The organism is Chryseobacterium sp. AG363 (genome assembly GCF_003610675.1).
Taxonomy (GTDB): Bacteria; Bacteroidota; Bacteroidia; order Flavobacteriales; family Weeksellaceae; genus Chryseobacterium; species Chryseobacterium cucumeris.
The window spans coordinates 472717-488654 of the sequence record NZ_RAQF01000004.1; the positions used below are offsets into that span (position 1 = coordinate 472717).

Genomic DNA, 15938 nt, shown 5'->3' on the forward strand with positions numbered 1-15938 from the left:
AAATCTCATATTATGACTAATTTTCTTATAATATAATGCACTGCATAGTGAAAAATATTAATTCACAAAATTTTGATTTTAATTAATTTTTTTAACATGAAATTAACATTGTGGAAAAATTATATTTAAATAATTTTCTTTTTTTTAAAATCATTATTGTGTTTTATTTATTGATTTATAATATCAATTGAATTTTACTCATTGTTTTTGTTGTTTTATTGTGAAAAGTTTATAAATTCGTTACCACAATCAACCAATATTAATATGAAAACTAAATTTATCTTAGTGGCAAGCGTTGCTGCCTGCTCTTTTGTGTTTGGACAAAACACTCCATCGAAATTAGTTCCGGGTAAAAGCGGACTACATGCTGAATTTATGAGATTTGAAAAAAATGCACCTGCGTATCAGGGAACTCCTGTTTTATTTGACGAAGCTTCTCAGAGACTTTCTCCGGGACAAGCTCGCAAACTGGGGCTGGAAAAAGATGCATTGGGTTTTGAAACTCAAAGATTTCAACAGACCGTTAATGATATTCCTGTAGAATACGGAATGATGGCTGTTCAGACAAAAGACGGTAAAATTGTAGGACAGTCCGGAAAATGGGTTGTTAAAGTTCCGAAAGGGCTTGACAAAAGTGCCGGTCTTGCTGAAAATGCAGCATTGCAGAGTGCTTTATCTTTCGTAGGTGCTGACGCCTATAAATGGAAAAATAAAGAAGAGGAAGATTTTCTTAAAAAAGAAACAGGCGATCCCAATGCAAGCTATGCTCCTAAAGGTGAATTAGTATATTATTCAGATCCTGATGATGATAAGCTGAATGATTTAAGGCTGGCTTATAAATTTGATATCTATGCGGAGAAGCCATTAAGCAGACAATATGTTTTTGTAGATGCTAAAAATGGAAAAGTATTAGGAGTAGATGCAATCATTCATGAAGTAAATACCCCGGGAACAGCAGTTACCGGATATAGCGGAACACGTAGCATCACCACAGATTCTTATAACGGAAGCTATCGCTTAAGAGAAACCGGAAGAAATGCGGGAACTTCAGTAGAAACGTACAACCTGAAAAAAGGAACCAGCTATGCTTCTGCAGTAGACTTCACAGATACAGATAATAACTGGAATAATGTGAACACCAATAAAGACCAATATGCTACCGATGCGCATTGGGGAGCAGAAATGACAGTGGATTATTTCTATACAAAATATGGACGTAAGAGCATTGATAATAATAATTTTGCTATTAAATCTTATGTTCACTATTCTACCAACTATTTCAATGCATTTTGGGATGGTTCCAGAATGACTTATGGTGATGGAAGTTCAACAACAAATGGTGGAAAACCTTTGACAGCAATAGATGTATGTGGTCATGAGATTACACACGGATTGACTTCTAAAACAGCTAATCTTGCTTATCAGAGAGAATCCGGAGCATTGAATGAAGGTTTCTCAGATATCTTCGGAAATACCATTGAGCGTTGGGCAAGACCTACACAGGCAAGCTGGACACTGGGGGAGGATTTCAACTACGTGATCAGAAATATGGCGAATCCAAATGCTTATAGCCAGCCGGATACCTATATGGGAACCTACTGGAAAACTACTACCACTTCCGGTTGTGTTACACCAAGCCAGTCTAATGATTATTGTGGAGTTCATACCAATTCAGGTGTCCTTAACTTCTGGTATTATCTGCTGGTTACAGGAGGTTCTGGTACAAATGACAAAGGTTTTGCCTATAATGTTTCAGGAATTGGTCTGGATAAAGCCGGAGCAATTGCTTACAGAACATTAACGACTTATCTTACTTCTTCTTCTACCTATGCAAATGCAAGAACCTATTCTCTCCAGGCAGCAGCAGATCTGTATGGAGCAGGCAGTAATGAAGTAACCCAGGTTACCAATGCATGGAATGCTGTAGGCGTAGGTGGTGGAACTTCTCCGGCAGGAAAAGTGGCAGCCGCAGATACAGCTCTGTACACCATAAGTCCAAATCCTGCAACAGACAGATTTACCATCAATTTTGAAGGGAAAGCTGGAAAAGGAATTGTAGAACTGGTAAGCCTTACAGGTAAGAAAGAAATTTCTGAGAAAGTAGAAATGATTGATGGAGCCAATAAGCTTAACATCCAATTGCCTTCCAATATTCTTCCGGGAGTATATATTGTATTGGTAAACGGAGAGAAAGCAGGAAACCTTATTAAAAAATAGCACCAAACTTTTTAATATATTCAACAAAAAGGCCGCAAGAATTAACTTGCGGCCTTTTGTATATTTTTAACTAAAAGAATTAAACTAAATAAAAATCATTCAGTTTTTCTTCACAAAGTATTTTTACCACTTCAATCCATCGATCTTCGTCATTCAGACATGGAATATAATGGAAGTTTTCACCGCCGCCATGCATAAACTGTTCTTTTCCTTCTACTGAAATTTCTTCCAGGGTCTCAAGGCAGTCGGAAACAAATGCCGGACATACAACAGCCAGGTTTTTTATTCCCTTTTTACCAATGGTTTCCAGGGTTTCGTCTGTATATGGTTCAATCCACTTGTCTTTTCCTAATCTTGACTGGAATGAAACAATCGTTTTCTCTTTGGGTAAATTCAATTTATCAATGACAAGCTGTGTCGTTTTATAACATTGATGACGATAGCAAAACTGATGACTTGGATTATCTTCCCTGGAACAACAGTCGTTAAGGTTACAGGTCTTGGTGGGATCTGTCTTATAAATATGTCTTTCCGGAACTCCGTGATAAGAAAACTGCAAGGCATCAAAATTTTCAGGAAGCTTTTCTTTAATACTTTCTGCAAGACAGTTGATATAAATATCCCTGTTGTAGAAAGGCTGAATATAATTGATCTTTATAGTTGGAAAATTCTTTTTTCTCACTTCTTCCGCCTTTTCAATCACGGTTTCCGTGGTACTCATTGCATATTGAGGATATAATGGAAAAAGAACAATTTCAGTGACTCCCTGATCAACCAGTTTCTGGATACCAGCTTCAATGCTTGGTTGCGCATATCTCATTCCGATTTCCACAGGAACATCTACCACTTTCTGAAGTTTTTTCTGAATTTGTTTAGTAATAACAATCAGCGGAGAACCTTCATCTGTCCAAACTGTTTTATAGGCTTCAGCAGATTTTGCAGGTCTTGTTTTCAGAATGATTCCCTGTACGAGAAGTGCACGAAAGATCCAACGGTAATCAATCACCCTTTCATCCATCAGAAATTCATCAAGATATTCCTTTACGTCGTTTACAGAAGTTGATCTCGGTGATCCGAGGTTGACTAGTAAAATTCCTTTCTTATTCAATATTCTAAATTTTAATTATGAAACAGAACTTATAAAATCTGTTACTAATTTTGATACTTTGACAAAGGTATTACTTTCCAGTAAGCCATTGCCGTCAAATTTACCTTTTATCCCTTTTATTAATGCCTGATGTTTATCATCTGTTACAGCTCCAAGAGTTTTTAAAATTAATAATAACTCTTCGTGACCTCTTTCTCCACTGGCAGAAGCGGTAATCACAGCAACTGGTTTTTCTGAAAATACAGTTGTAGAAACACACCACTCCAAAAGATTTTTCAATCTGCCCGGGATACTGAAAATATATTCTGGTGTGGAAAATATAACACCTGAAGCGTTTTTAATATCTTCTCTGATTTTCAGAACTTCTTCCGGAGTATGATCATCCGTTAATGCCGTATTAAAATGCGGAAGAACAGAAAGATCAGTATACATCTGAAAATCTGTAGTGCCGATATTTCGCAGCACCTGTTCCAGCAGTTTCTGATTGCTGGAATTTGCCGAAGCACTTCCTATAATCACCAAAATTTTCTTTCCGGGAGGCATTTCGGCAGTTTTATCCGTTTACAGCTTCCACTCTTTCTACTAAGTCCGGAACGAATTGTTTTAAAATATTTTCAATTCCGTTTTTCAAAGTAGCTGTAGAACTCGGGCAGCCGGAGCATGCACCCTGTAGTAGCATTTTTGCCGTTTTATTTTCCTGATCGTATTCCATCAGTGAAATTTTTCCCCCATCATTTTCTACAGCAGGAGCTACATATTCATTTAAAATGTCAGAAATTTTCTGCTCATCTTCAGTATAATCTCTGTTGATAATTTTCTCAACAGGGTTTTCATGTTTCTGAGGTTCTATTTTTGAAATTTCACCTCCGTTCTGAAGATATTCAGCGATAAGTGCACGAACAGTCATCATTACCTGGTGCCATTCAACTGAATTATCTCTTGTAACCGCTACAAAATTGTCCGAAATGAAAACTTCTGTTGCAAAATCAAACTCTTTAAAAATAGCCTGTGCTAAAGGAACTTCTTCAGCCGCTTCTTTCGATTTTACTTCCACAAAACCATCCATCAGTAGTTTGCTCGAAACAAACTTCATTACATTTGGATTCGGAGTCATTTCAGCATAGATCTGATACATTTCTTTTTTCTTTTGAAGATAAATTCTAGGGTTGGCCAGTAATTCATCCTCAATTACATTTTTCAGACTTTCAGCGACATGTTCCCATTCTATGGTATCCTGTTTTGCTACTGCTACAAAATTAGCGGTAATGAAAACTCTTTCCACAAAAGGATAATTGAAAAGTTCCTGTGCCAGAGGAATTTCCGAAATATCTGAATTTCTGTCCAGTTCTAAAGACCCCGGGATGAGATTGTAATCTGCTACAAATTTCATCACTTTTGGGTTTTCAGTTGGTTCTATAAGTACGGTACGCATTTTTTCGTTAAATTTGAGATACAAAAATACACATTAGAAGTTAGAAGCTGAAAATTGAGAGTTAGATTTTTGCTATCACTGTAATTTAGAAGTTAGATATCAGAAAAGATAGTGTAATTTTCAATTGGGCACATTTTTACATTTCAAATAAATATTATGGCACTAATAAAACAGCTTTTAGGAAAAGCACCACAAATCGGAGAGAATACTTTCTTAGCAGAAACAGCAACTATTATTGGCGATGTTACAATGGGAAAAGACTGCAGTGTCTGGTATAATGCAGTGATCAGAGGTGATGTTCACTATATCAAAATGGGTGACAAAGTGAATGTTCAGGACAATGCAATGCTGCACTGTACGTATCAGAAATATCCTTTGAATATCGGGAACAATGTTTCCATAGGACATAACGCGATTGTTCATGGATGTACCATTAAAGATAATGTACTGATCGGAATGGGAGCTATTGTGATGGATGATTGTCTGGTAGAAGAAAACTCCATTGTAGGAGCAGGTTCTGTAGTGACTCAGGGAACGCACATTAAATCCGGAGAAGTCTGGGGAGGAGTTCCTGCAAGAAAAATCAAAGATATCAATGCTCAGTTACTGGAGGGAGAAGTGAACAGAATTGCAGATAACTATGTGAAATATTCATCATGGTATAAGGAGAATGTGAAGGATCATCAATTTTAGGATGCCAAGTGAATAGTGAATAATGAATAGTCAATTCGCTGTGCTTGTCAATTTTTGCGATCAGAATTCACCATTCACTTGTGAAGCAAAATTCACCATTGATCTATTTAAAAATAAATATAAAAGCTCTGTTCTGAAACAGAGCTTTTTCGATTTGATATAGAACCTTTGCTTTATTGTTAATTATTATCCGGTGTAATAAGTCTGATCTTGCCATTGACACATTTGAGTGATGTAGGTGGCTCGATCATCATACAGTCAGACGTAATATTATACTTTTCATTAAAAGCTTTCACTTTATCCGTATACTCATTCACCCTTGGTAAGAAAGTCGCTTCTATTTTCTTAGGGTAGGCAATGTATTGCTGAGGTCCACCGCAGGCTTTTGATCCCATAGGAGCAAATGCCCATTGGCTGGCATCCGTACATTTTTCTCCTGATACTTCAGATTCAATAGAAGCTTTTAATCTATCCAGCTGTGCCTGTTCATATTTCTGACTGTCTTCGTCAGCAGGTCTGTCAGCAATATCAATAGGAAGATTGGTATTGGCACTCTTTGATGTATTACACGAAACTAAAGTTAATGTAGTACACAATACTATTGCCGGGATATGAAAGAATAATTTTTTCACAATAAACTTTTTTCTTTTTAAGAATTTTCAAAACTTATGCCAAGGTAAGAAATTCAAATTCATTTCCGTATTTTTGACAAAGATGAATAATCATTTTTTTGACTTAATAGAATATACGAACAGAAGCGTTTTTTTAACCGGGAAAGCCGGAACAGGAAAGACGACATTTCTTAATGATTTTGTAAGGCGTACAAAGAAAAAGCATATTGTAGTGGCTCCCACGGGAATTGCTGCCATTAATGCAGGTGGAGTTACAATCCATTCCATGTTTGGGCTGCCGTTGAGAACCTTTCTTCCTACTACAGAAAGGATAGATACCAGTTTGGCTAATAATATTGCCGATCTGATGCCTCATTTCAAATACCGTAAAGATAAGCTGAAGCTTCTGAGAGAGGTTGAAATCATTATTATTGATGAGGTTTCAATGTTGAGGGCTGATGTTCTGGATATGATGGATTTTTCTTTGAGATTTATAAGAAGGAATAATCAGAGATTTGGAGGGGTACAGATGCTCTTTATCGGGGATTTGTTTCAGCTTCCTCCGGTGGTAAGGGATGAGCATATCCTGAAAATGTATTACAATTCACCCTTCTTTTTTGACAGCCATGCCATTAAAGAAATTCCAATCGTCACTATTGAGCTGACAAAGGTATACAGACAATCTGACGAAGAGTTTCTGGAAATTCTGAATGCAATCCGTGACGGCGATGTGGATAATATAGACTTTAATCATCTCAATGAAAGGTATGATCCTGACTTTGATATGGGAAAAGAATCCTATGTATATCTGTGTTCTCACAACAAAATGGCAGATGAGATCAATCAGGAAAAACTGGCAGAAATAAAAGTTGATCCTCAGGTGTATGAAGCTAAGTTGGTAGGGGATTTTAAAGAAAATCAATTTCCGAACGAACAGTTTTTAGAACTGAAAATAGGAGCTCAGATCATGTTTATCCGAAATGATATTTCCGGTGAGAAGAAATATTTTAACGGAAAGCTGGGCGAGATCATCGGATTGGATGAAAATGAAATCCGTGTTGTACTGGATGAAAGTGAAAGAGAAATTGTTGTCAAAAGAGAAACCTGGGAACAGAAAAAATATTTTCTTGATACTGATAAAAATATCCAGGAAGAAGTGTTGGGAAGTTTCGAGCAGTTTCCTATCAAATTAGCATGGGCGGTTACGATTCATAAAAGTCAGGGATTAACGTTTGATAAAGTGATTATTGATGCAGGAAAGAGTTTTACTGCCGGTCAGGTCTATGTAGCTTTATCCCGCTGCAGAACTTTGGAAGGAATTGTTTTAAAATCAAAAATTACCCCTGAAGTTATTTTCAAGGATAACAGAATTTTGCATTTCCACACAGATACGATTGCCAATGACCATGTAGAAGCTATTTTAAATCAGGAAAAATATGATTACAGCATCAGAAAAGTATTGCGTACGTTAGATTGTACATGGTTTTTAAAGGAAGTGGAGGAGTGGAATAACCTTTCCATTGTCACCAAGAATATAGACCACGTCAAAACCAAACAGCTTTATCTTCAGTTAAAACATGAAGCAGTAAATCTTGGAAAAATCTTTGAGAAACTGGAACGTATTATTTTTCAGAAAGTCAATAATTTTATTGAACAGAAAGAAGAATGGTCCGAGATTGAAAGCAAATCAAAAGGTGCGGTTAATTTCTTTTTTACAGAAACCAGAAATAAGATTTTCGATCCTTTGAAAGAATTTTATGCTGAAATAAAAGGAGCGAAAGGTTTAAAACAATATAATGAAGAATTTAAAAGCTGGCTGGAAGACATTGAAGAATATCTGAACAGTCTGAAAGATATTCACTTACTTGAAACTAAACTTTTAGATGAAAAGAATGATAAGGAAATCAATCTGAAAATTGCTAAAGTTCCGTCACAGGTTTTAACTTTCCAGCTGTTTGAGCAGGGAAAAACGATCGGAGAAATTGCCTTGGAAAGAGGGCTGGTGAAAGAAACCGTTATTGGGCATCTTGCCAAATTTGCCGAACAAGGCTTGCTGGATATTTCCCGAGTCATTACTTCGGATAAAATTAAGGCGTTTGAAGATGAATTCTATAAAAATCCACATGAAACATTAACCGAGTGGAAGAATGCACTGCCAAGCCATTTTGAATTTAACGAAATCAGGATTTTAATCAATCATTATAATTATAAAAAAGAAAAGAACTCATAAGAGTTCTTTTTTTATGGAGAGACGATTCTTAAAAATTTAAGGATACATCGCATTGATGGTATTGATATCTCCGGTAGTAAATCCGGTTCTGTTATAAGTAAAATTGCTGTTATCAGCTCTGGTAATTGTTGGTAACCCATTTTTAGAATAAGAGGTTGGCCAATACATCATCACAGAATTAATATTAAACGGGCCTATATCTGTTCCGGAATTATAGATGTTGAAATTATAAGATTGTCCATTTTGAATATTGTTCCACAGAATCTTTACATATTGATCTCTGTCTTTACGCGTATGTTCATGATAAAGTCCTACCGTATGCCCCATTTCATGAATCACTGAACCTACAGAAATGTACTGATCCAAAGAAATGGTTTGTTTTCCACCCTGATATCCGATATGAGCCCAGCCATCAGATCCTGATGAGCTTCCGAAAATAAATTCCACATAATTAGCCTGGTTGGTACGGTAGATCCACTGTGTATTCGTTTTATTATTGTACTCGCTGATGGCAGAGTTGATTTTGTTAACATTGATGGAACCCATATTGCCAGCAATAGTATAATAAATTTTACCATTCGGCCATCTTGAATAGCTTGCACCGCCTTTATTAACTTCATTACCTTCTGATAATTGTTTGTCGGTAAGAACAATATCTCCCTGGAAAAAATTCATTCCGTTTTTTCTTTCATAGGTAATTTCCTGGCCGTTCAATTGTCCTTTTTTTACATTGTCTGCATTGAAGGCATTGGTTTGAGCTTCAGAAGTAATTTCTTCATTGTTTTTGCTACAAGACGAAAATATTGCAGCAATAAGAAAACTCATAAAGACAGTTTTTCCTGTCAACATCTGCTTATAAAACAGGCTGTTTGTTTTTTTGTTCATATTAAAGTTTTTAAAAATTTGGTATACGAATATAATAAATATGTCTCTTTTTGTTGAATTATTTTCGTTAAAATATGTTTTTTAATATGATTATTTAATTTTAAGATCATATAGGTAAAACGATGTAAGCAAAATTTTCATTCCAATAGTTTTTCCCTGAACTGATCAATTGTTTTTATTAATTACAAAAAGTAACTAATGCAGTTTTTATGTTTTAAATTTGCCTTGTTTTTCAGATTAAAGAAAAATTAACATCATAACATGAAAAATTTTGAAATTTCTGTTTTAGATCTTGCACCGGTAAAGCAAGGTAAAAGCATTCATGATACTTTTCAGGACAGCTTATCACTAGCTAATCACGCTGAAAATTTAAATTATAAAAGATTCTGGCTGGCAGAACACCACAATATGGAAAGTATTGCAAGCTCTGCAACTTCTGTTTTAATTGGTTTCATTGCCAATGGAACGAAAACAATCAGAGTAGGTTCAGGAGGAATTATGCTTCCTAACCACAGTTCTCTGATCATTGCAGAACAGTTTGGTACTCTGGAATCTCTGTTTCCGGGAAGAATTGACCTTGGATTAGGAAGAGCACCGGGAACAGATGGCTTAACAGCACAGGCTTTGGGAAGGAATCCAGCCATCATCAATGAACAGTTTCCAAGACAGATCCTCGAACTTCAAAGATATTTTTCAAAAGAAAATTCAGAGGCGATGGTTCGTGCCATTCCGGGAGAAGGATTGGATATTCCACTATATATTCTGGGGTCAAGTACAGACAGTGCATGGCTGGCTGCAGAACTAGGGCTGCCTTATGCATTTGCGGGACATTTTGCACCTGAGCAGATGGAAATGGCTTTTAAAATATACAGAGAACATTTCGAACCGTCAAAATATCTGGATAAACCTTATATCATTGCGTGTGTAAATGGGGTAGCGGCTGAAACTTCTGAGGAAGCTCATAAAATTTCCACCACTTTATTCCAGGCATTCATCAATATTGTAAGAAACGACAGAAAACCTTTTGCTCCACCCGTGGATGATATGGATGAAATCTGGTCGCCAATGGAAAAATCTATGGTTTTACAGAAACTGAGATATACTTTTATCGGAGATAAGGCTGAAGTTCAGGAAAAGCTTAAAGATTTCCAGGAAAGATTCCAGGTGGATGAACTGATGATCAATTCACATATCTACGATCATCAGAAAAGATTGAGATCTTACAAGATTTTCAGAGAGGCTGCAGACTCTTTATCCAAAGCGTAATAAACCATACATAATTAATTGGCAGATGCTTATTTTTATGAGTATCTTTGCACAAATAAAAAGTAAAAATGTCCGATATTAAATTAAATACTATTCCAGAGGCTATCGAAGACCTTAGAAATGGTAAAATAATCATAGTAGTAGATGATGAAGACAGAGAAAATGAAGGTGATTTTCTTTGCGCGGCAGAACTGACAACGCCGGAAATTATCAATTTTATGGCTCTTCACGGAAGAGGGCTGATCTGTATGCCGCTTCCTGAAAAAAGATGTGATGAGCTTGGACTTGAAGTGATGGTAAGCAGAAGCAGCGATCCTAAGGAAACTGCTTTCACCGTATCAGTTGACCTTCTGGGTAACGGAACATCTACCGGAATTTCTGCAAGTGACAGAGCAAAAACAATTTTAGCATTGATGGATGAAAAATCCAAGCCTACAGATTTTATGAGACCTGGCCACATTTTCCCGCTTCGTGCAAGAAAAGGAGGAGTATTGAAAAGAGCTGGACATACTGAAGCGGCCATCGATCTTACGAATTTAGCAGGATTGAAAGAAGGAGGTGTGATCTGCGAGATCATGAATGAAGATGGTACAATGTCCCGTCTGCCTGAACTTCATGCTTTTGCCCAAAAACACGATATGAAGATCGTTTCTATTGAAGATCTTATCCACTATCAGCTTAAAAAAGGAAATCTGGTAGAAAGACTTGAAGAGAAAAAAGTAAAAACGCACTACGGTGATTTTGATTTTTATGCTTTCAGAGAAACTTCCAATGACCAGATCCACTTTGCATTGACAAAAGGAGCTTGGACGGTAGATGAGCCTGTTTTGGTAAGAGTACAGTCTTCAGATTCTTATTTTGATGTATTGACCAGATTGAACAACGGTGAAAAACCATTGTTGGAAAAGGTCACAGGTATGGTGAATGAAGCTGGAAAAGGAGCTATTATTTTTATCAACAACGTTTCCAACTCTGAAAATACATTGAGAAAACTTCAACAGTTCCTGAACTATCAGGATGGTCAGGAGCAGCATCCTACATTAGCGTACAATTACAGAGATTATGGAATCGGAACGCAGATCTTAAAGAATTTAGGAATCAACAAGTTTAAAGTAATCACTCAAAATCCTAATATCAAACCTCAGGTTGGAGGATATGATGTGGAGGTTACTGAGATGGTACAGCTATAGAAAATGCACGGTCAATAGTGAATTGTTTTCACAATAAATGACCGTTTGTAATACAAAATTATAAGGTTTAGGGTTTTTCTAAACCTTTTTTTATTTTTAAACCATGACTGAGTCTTTAAAAAAACACATCCGGGGATATATTGATATTTCAGACGAAAAGCTGGATAAATACTGCAGTGCCTTTAGTCTTCAGAAAATAAAGAGAAAAGAATTCCTTTTAAAAGAAGGAGAGATTTGTGAATTTGAAGGATTTGTGGTGAGTGGTTGCTTTAAAGTTTTTCATACCCATCATAATGCTGCCGAACAGATATTGTATTTCGGAATTGAAAACTGGTGGATCTCCGATATTGATAGTTTTGTGAATCGTATTCCCTCAAAGCTCAATATTCAGGCGCTGGAGGATAGTGAGATTCTTCTTATTCCCCAAAAGGAAAAAGAGAAATTGTATACTGAAATGCCGGAGATTGAAAGATTAATGAGACTTAAGTTTCAAAAGTCGATTATAGCATTACAGCGTAGAATTATTGATAATTTAAGCAAGCCTTCAGATGAACGTTATGTTGAATTTTTAAAAGATTATCCACAGACAGCCAACCGGATTACCAATATTCAGATTGCTGCCTATCTGGGAGTAACCCCGGAATTTATAAGCAGAATCCGAAAGAAAATTGTCAGTAAAAGCTGATGGCTGAAAAATAAAAAGTCCCAAAAGTATTTACAGATAGACTTTTGGGACTTTTTTATGTATAATGATCTTATTTTTTAGGCTAATGCAATTCCATCGAAGTTTCGGAAACCATTCAGAAAATCTTTTACCAACATTCTTTTTTTACCTTCCAACTGAAGCTCCAGCGGATAATAGATTCCGTCCTGAGTATAGATTTTAAATTCATTCTTAGAAATATCAAGACTTCCAGTTGGTTTTCCGTGGCCAACAAGTTCAAATTTACCCCCGAATATTTTTAATCCCTTTTCTTCGTTGTCAATCTTTAAAGTGGTGAAAGCTGCAGGATAAGGCGACATTCCCAGAATAAACTGATGAATGGTTTTTGAAGGCTGTTCCCAATTGATCCTCGTATCTTCCTTGAAAATTTTATAAGCATTTTTAGGATGTTCTACATGGGGCTGAGGTTTCTCTTCAATAGCATTTTCGGCAAGACCATCCAATGTCTTAACCACAAGACCTGAGCCCATTTCCATGAGTCGGTCATGAAGGCTTCCGGCATTTTCATCCGGTAAAATTTCCATTTCCTGCTGAAGAAGAATATTTCCTTCGTCAATTTTTTCATTAATAAAGAAAGTAGTTGCTCCGGTCTTTTCTTCTCCGTTGATTACAGCATAATTGATGGGTGCAGCACCTCTGTAATCAGGAAGCAGTGAAGCATGAAGATTGAAAGTTCCCATTTTAGGCATCTCAAAAAGCACTTTAGGCATCATCCTGAAGGCAACCACTACAAAAACATCAGCATCCAGTTTCCTAAGTTCTTCCAGGAATTCAGGGTTTCTCAACTTTTCCGGCTGAAAAACAGGAATATTATTTTCTTCAGCATAGATTTTTACCGGTGACTGGTGAATTTTCTGTCCGCGTCCGCTTGCCTTATCAGCTACAGTTACAACACCTACTACCTGATGGTGAGATTGGTGGATGGCCTCCAAAGAGGTTTTTGCAAACTCAGGAGTTCCTAAAAAAACAACTTTCAATGATTTCATACTGCAAAGATAAGTTTTTGATCTGAGAGTCGGAAAATATCAGGGTTTGAAGGTAAGAGAGTTTTAGAGTGTGAGCGTTTGAGATTTAGGCAGGTTGAGGGTCATAATATTTATCAATCATTACTCATTACTCATTACTCATGATTCAGCGCATACGTTCTGAAATTCAGCATTCTTACCTTTCCTGAATCCAAAAGAAAAATCAGATTCTCCAGTATATTTTCTTTGGAATGATAGCTGAGCTGGATAGACAGTTCTTCAATGGTAGCCGACTTTTTAGCTAATAAATTAATGATCTGCTGGGAAATATTTTTTCCAAAGATAGACTGCTTATTTTTTTCACAGACAGAGCACTGTCCACAGTTTTTTGAATTTTTTTCACCAAAGTAGGCCAGGATAAGTTTCATTTTACAGTAGTCGTTATTTTCTACGTAAAACTTCATCTCTTCCCATTTTTGAATTTTGTTCCTTTGGATATGTTCAAATAATTTCCAGTAAGTGCTGTTCACAGCTCTTTCATCACGAGGTTTCAGGAATTTGATACTGGCTAATGCCCCATCGATATATTCAAGATAATTCTTTTGCTGAAGTTCTTTCAACCGTTCTTTGATCAAAGGAACACTGATATTGATTTTGTTGCTTACCTGTTGTTCACTGAACATTACTTTGTGGGTGGTAATTCCTGATATATTACGGAAAAGAAGCTCTATAAAATAGGCATCTTTTTGAGGAAGCTGTTCCAGCTCATCAGCTTTGATAAAAAGCTCAAGTGAAGACAGACTTTTGTAATCGTTGTAGTAGACAATTTCCTGGTTGTGGAGAAAATTGAGTACATTGTTGATCTTTGCTTTCGACAGTTTTGTGAAATTCTGTATACCAAGATTATTCAGCTGAAATGTTTTTTCCGGAAGTTCAAACTCTGCTACCTGAAAAATAGAATAGAGGTAACTAATGATCTTCAAAAACTCAGCTTTGTTGGGTGTCTGATTTTTTAGAACCTGATCAAAATTCAATAATTCCTGTTTGTTCCAAAGCATGAAGGCAAAACTGTCTTTTCCATCTCTTCCGGCTCTTCCGATCTCCTGATAATAGTTTTCCAGAGACGCAGCAGGGGAATAGTGAATCACAAAACGAACATTGTCTTTGTCTATACCCATTCCAAAGGCATTGGTAGAAATAAGAACATGGTTGTCGCTATTATTCCAAAGGTTTTGTCTTGCATTTTTTTCCTTGGTTGTGAGACCTGCATGGAAATAATCTACATTTTTCAGTTGGTTTTTCTTCAGGAATTCTGCCAGCAATTCTGCTTCTTTTCTTGTTCTTACATATACAATTCCGGAGTCATTGCTGTATTTTAAAATATCAAAAACACGTTGGAATTTATCAGATACTTCATCGGTGAAAATTTTAATATTCTCTCTCTTGAAACTTTTTTGAAAAACAAAAGGATTTTTCAGTTCCAGTTTACTTTTGATCTCTTCAAGAACTTTTGGAGTCGCTGTTGCAGTCAAAGCAAGACAGGGAATTTCAGGATTATTACTTCTGAATCCTTTTATATTCTGATAACTGGGCCTGAAATCCTGACCCCATTCTGAAATACAGTGAGCTTCATCCACAGCAATGAAGGATAGTTGAATTTCCTCCATGTTTTGAATAAACTGACTATTGGTAAGTCTTTCAGGAGAAACATAGAGCAGCTTGGTAAGTCCTTCTTTACAGCGGTCATAAATGGTTTCAGCATCATATTCATCCAATTCGGAGGAAAGATATTCTGCTTCTATACCGCGGGCTTTAAGCTGATTAACCTGGTCTTTCATCAATGCCAGCAAAGGAGAAACAACAAGGCAGGTTCCTTCTTTCAATAGGGCTGGTAATTGATAGCATAAAGACTTTCCTGCTCCTGTAGGTAAGAGAACTAGGGTATCTTTTTCATTAATAACAGCATTGATAATTTCTTCCTGAGAATCTCTGAAGTCGGTATAACCCCAGAAATACTTAAGAGTATCATATTTTAGCTTTTGAAAATCCTGCGGAGAAATCATGTTGTAAAAATAAGGAAAGAATTAGACAAAAAAAGTCACGCAGGGCGTGACTTTCATATGATATATCAATATATTTATTATTTAGCTTCGAAGTATACTCTTCTATTGGCTCTGTTTTTCCATTCAGGGCACTTCGTTGCTGGTTCACACTCAGGGTATTTAAGGTCTTTTTCACCTTTTCCTACTGCCTGTAGTTTACCTGTTTGAACACCGTTTTTGATCAGATAGTTCTTAACGTTGTTTGCTCTTCTTTCTGATAGTTTTTGGTTGTAAGCATCAGTACCTCTTGTATCAGTAGCTCCGATTACATTATAAGAACCAGTTGAAGAATTGATGTAGTTTACAGCATTATTTAAGATTGGAGTATTTGATGGCAAAATTCTGTCAGAATTTAAATCAAACTCAATTCCCTCCAACTTAGTTTCTGTTTCTACTACAGGTCCTGTTGTAGCTACAGGACATCCGTTGTTTTCAACAGGTCCTGGAACTGTTACACACTTATCGTAAAGGTCAATTACACCGTCTAAGTCTGTATCAAGCGCAACTCCGGCACC

General features: G+C 36.4%; 14 protein-coding genes. 6 read left to right on the forward strand and 8 right to left on the reverse strand.

The features are described 5' to 3' along the window. Positions 1-264 precede the first annotated feature (264 nt). Positions 265-2217, forward strand: a complete 1953-nt coding sequence (locus DEU39_RS18405; protein ID WP_120232908.1) for a M4 family metallopeptidase — start codon at positions 265-267, stop codon at positions 2215-2217. A 79-nt stretch (positions 2218-2296) separates the two neighbouring features. On the opposite strand, the gene hemH is transcribed toward DEU39_RS18405, so the two are convergent. Genes hemH through DEU39_RS18420 form a run of 3 tightly spaced genes read right to left on the reverse strand, consistent with a single transcriptional unit; the run spans position 2297 to position 4757 of the window. After that, positions 2297-3325 (reverse strand): ferrochelatase, encoded by a 1029-nt coding sequence (gene hemH, locus DEU39_RS18410; protein ID WP_062676217.1) that lies wholly within the window; start codon positions 3323-3325, stop codon positions 2297-2299. Positions 3326-3340: 15 nt separating this feature from the next. Beyond that, positions 3341-3868, reverse strand: coding sequence for an NADPH-dependent FMN reductase (locus DEU39_RS18415; RefSeq protein WP_120232909.1), 528 nt, complete (start codon positions 3866-3868; stop codon positions 3341-3343). 10 nt (positions 3869-3878) lie between these two features. Beyond that, a complete protein-coding gene (locus tag DEU39_RS18420) occupies positions 3879-4757 on the reverse strand; it encodes a NifU family protein (RefSeq protein WP_062676215.1) in 879 nt (292 codons plus the stop codon). A gap of 156 nt (positions 4758-4913) precedes the next feature. Between DEU39_RS18420 and DEU39_RS18425 the strand changes: the two genes are divergently transcribed. Continuing rightward, positions 4914-5450 carry a gamma carbonic anhydrase family protein gene (locus DEU39_RS18425; protein ID WP_034694954.1) on the forward strand — a complete coding sequence of 179 codons (537 nt, stop codon included), beginning with the start codon at positions 4914-4916 and terminating at the stop codon, positions 5448-5450. Between the two features lie 179 nt (positions 5451-5629). Here DEU39_RS18425 and DEU39_RS18430 read toward each other — a convergent pair whose 3' ends face one another. Continuing rightward, a complete protein-coding gene (locus DEU39_RS18430; RefSeq protein ID WP_120232910.1) occupies positions 5630-6082 on the reverse strand; it encodes a hypothetical protein in 453 nt (150 codons plus the stop codon). A gap of 82 nt (positions 6083-6164) precedes the next feature. Between DEU39_RS18430 and DEU39_RS18435 the strand changes: the two genes are divergently transcribed. Continuing rightward, entirely contained in the window at positions 6165-8291 is a 2127-nt protein-coding gene (locus DEU39_RS18435) for a helix-turn-helix domain-containing protein (protein WP_062676213.1), read from the forward strand. 36 nt (positions 8292-8327) lie between these two features. On the opposite strand, the gene DEU39_RS18440 is transcribed toward DEU39_RS18435, so the two are convergent. Then, the gene (locus DEU39_RS18440) at positions 8328-9176 is read right to left on the reverse strand and encodes a M12 family metallopeptidase (protein WP_120232911.1); all 849 of its coding nucleotides are present in this window, start codon (positions 9174-9176) and stop codon (positions 8328-8330) included. Between the two features lie 261 nt (positions 9177-9437). Between DEU39_RS18440 and DEU39_RS18445 the strand changes: the two genes are divergently transcribed. From DEU39_RS18445 to DEU39_RS18455, 3 genes are all read left to right on the forward strand, one after another. Continuing rightward, positions 9438-10442, forward strand: coding sequence for an LLM class flavin-dependent oxidoreductase (locus DEU39_RS18445; protein WP_120232912.1), 1005 nt, complete (start codon positions 9438-9440; stop codon positions 10440-10442). A 68-nt stretch (positions 10443-10510) separates the two neighbouring features. Beyond that, positions 10511-11632 carry a 3,4-dihydroxy-2-butanone-4-phosphate synthase gene (ribB, locus tag DEU39_RS18450; protein WP_120232913.1) on the forward strand — a complete coding sequence of 374 codons (1122 nt, stop codon included), beginning with the start codon at positions 10511-10513 and terminating at the stop codon, positions 11630-11632. A 103-nt stretch (positions 11633-11735) separates the two neighbouring features. After that, positions 11736-12317, forward strand: coding sequence for a Crp/Fnr family transcriptional regulator (locus DEU39_RS18455; protein ID WP_120232914.1), 582 nt, complete (start codon positions 11736-11738; stop codon positions 12315-12317). A 77-nt stretch (positions 12318-12394) separates the two neighbouring features. On the opposite strand, the gene fmt is transcribed toward DEU39_RS18455, so the two are convergent. The 3 genes from fmt to DEU39_RS18470 all read right to left on the reverse strand — a co-directional run. Beyond that, on the reverse strand, positions 12395-13342 hold the full coding sequence (fmt, locus tag DEU39_RS18460; RefSeq protein WP_120232915.1) for a methionyl-tRNA formyltransferase: 948 nt from the start codon (positions 13340-13342) through the stop codon (positions 12395-12397). A 134-nt stretch (positions 13343-13476) separates the two neighbouring features. After that, complete coding sequence (locus DEU39_RS18465; protein ID WP_120232916.1) at positions 13477-15384, reverse strand: ATP-dependent DNA helicase RecQ; 1908 nt, start codon at positions 15382-15384, stop codon at positions 13477-13479. Between the two features lie 77 nt (positions 15385-15461). Beyond that, positions 15462-15938: OmpA family protein (locus tag DEU39_RS18470; RefSeq protein WP_147367616.1), on the reverse strand; the 477-nt coding region annotated here is incomplete at its 5' end.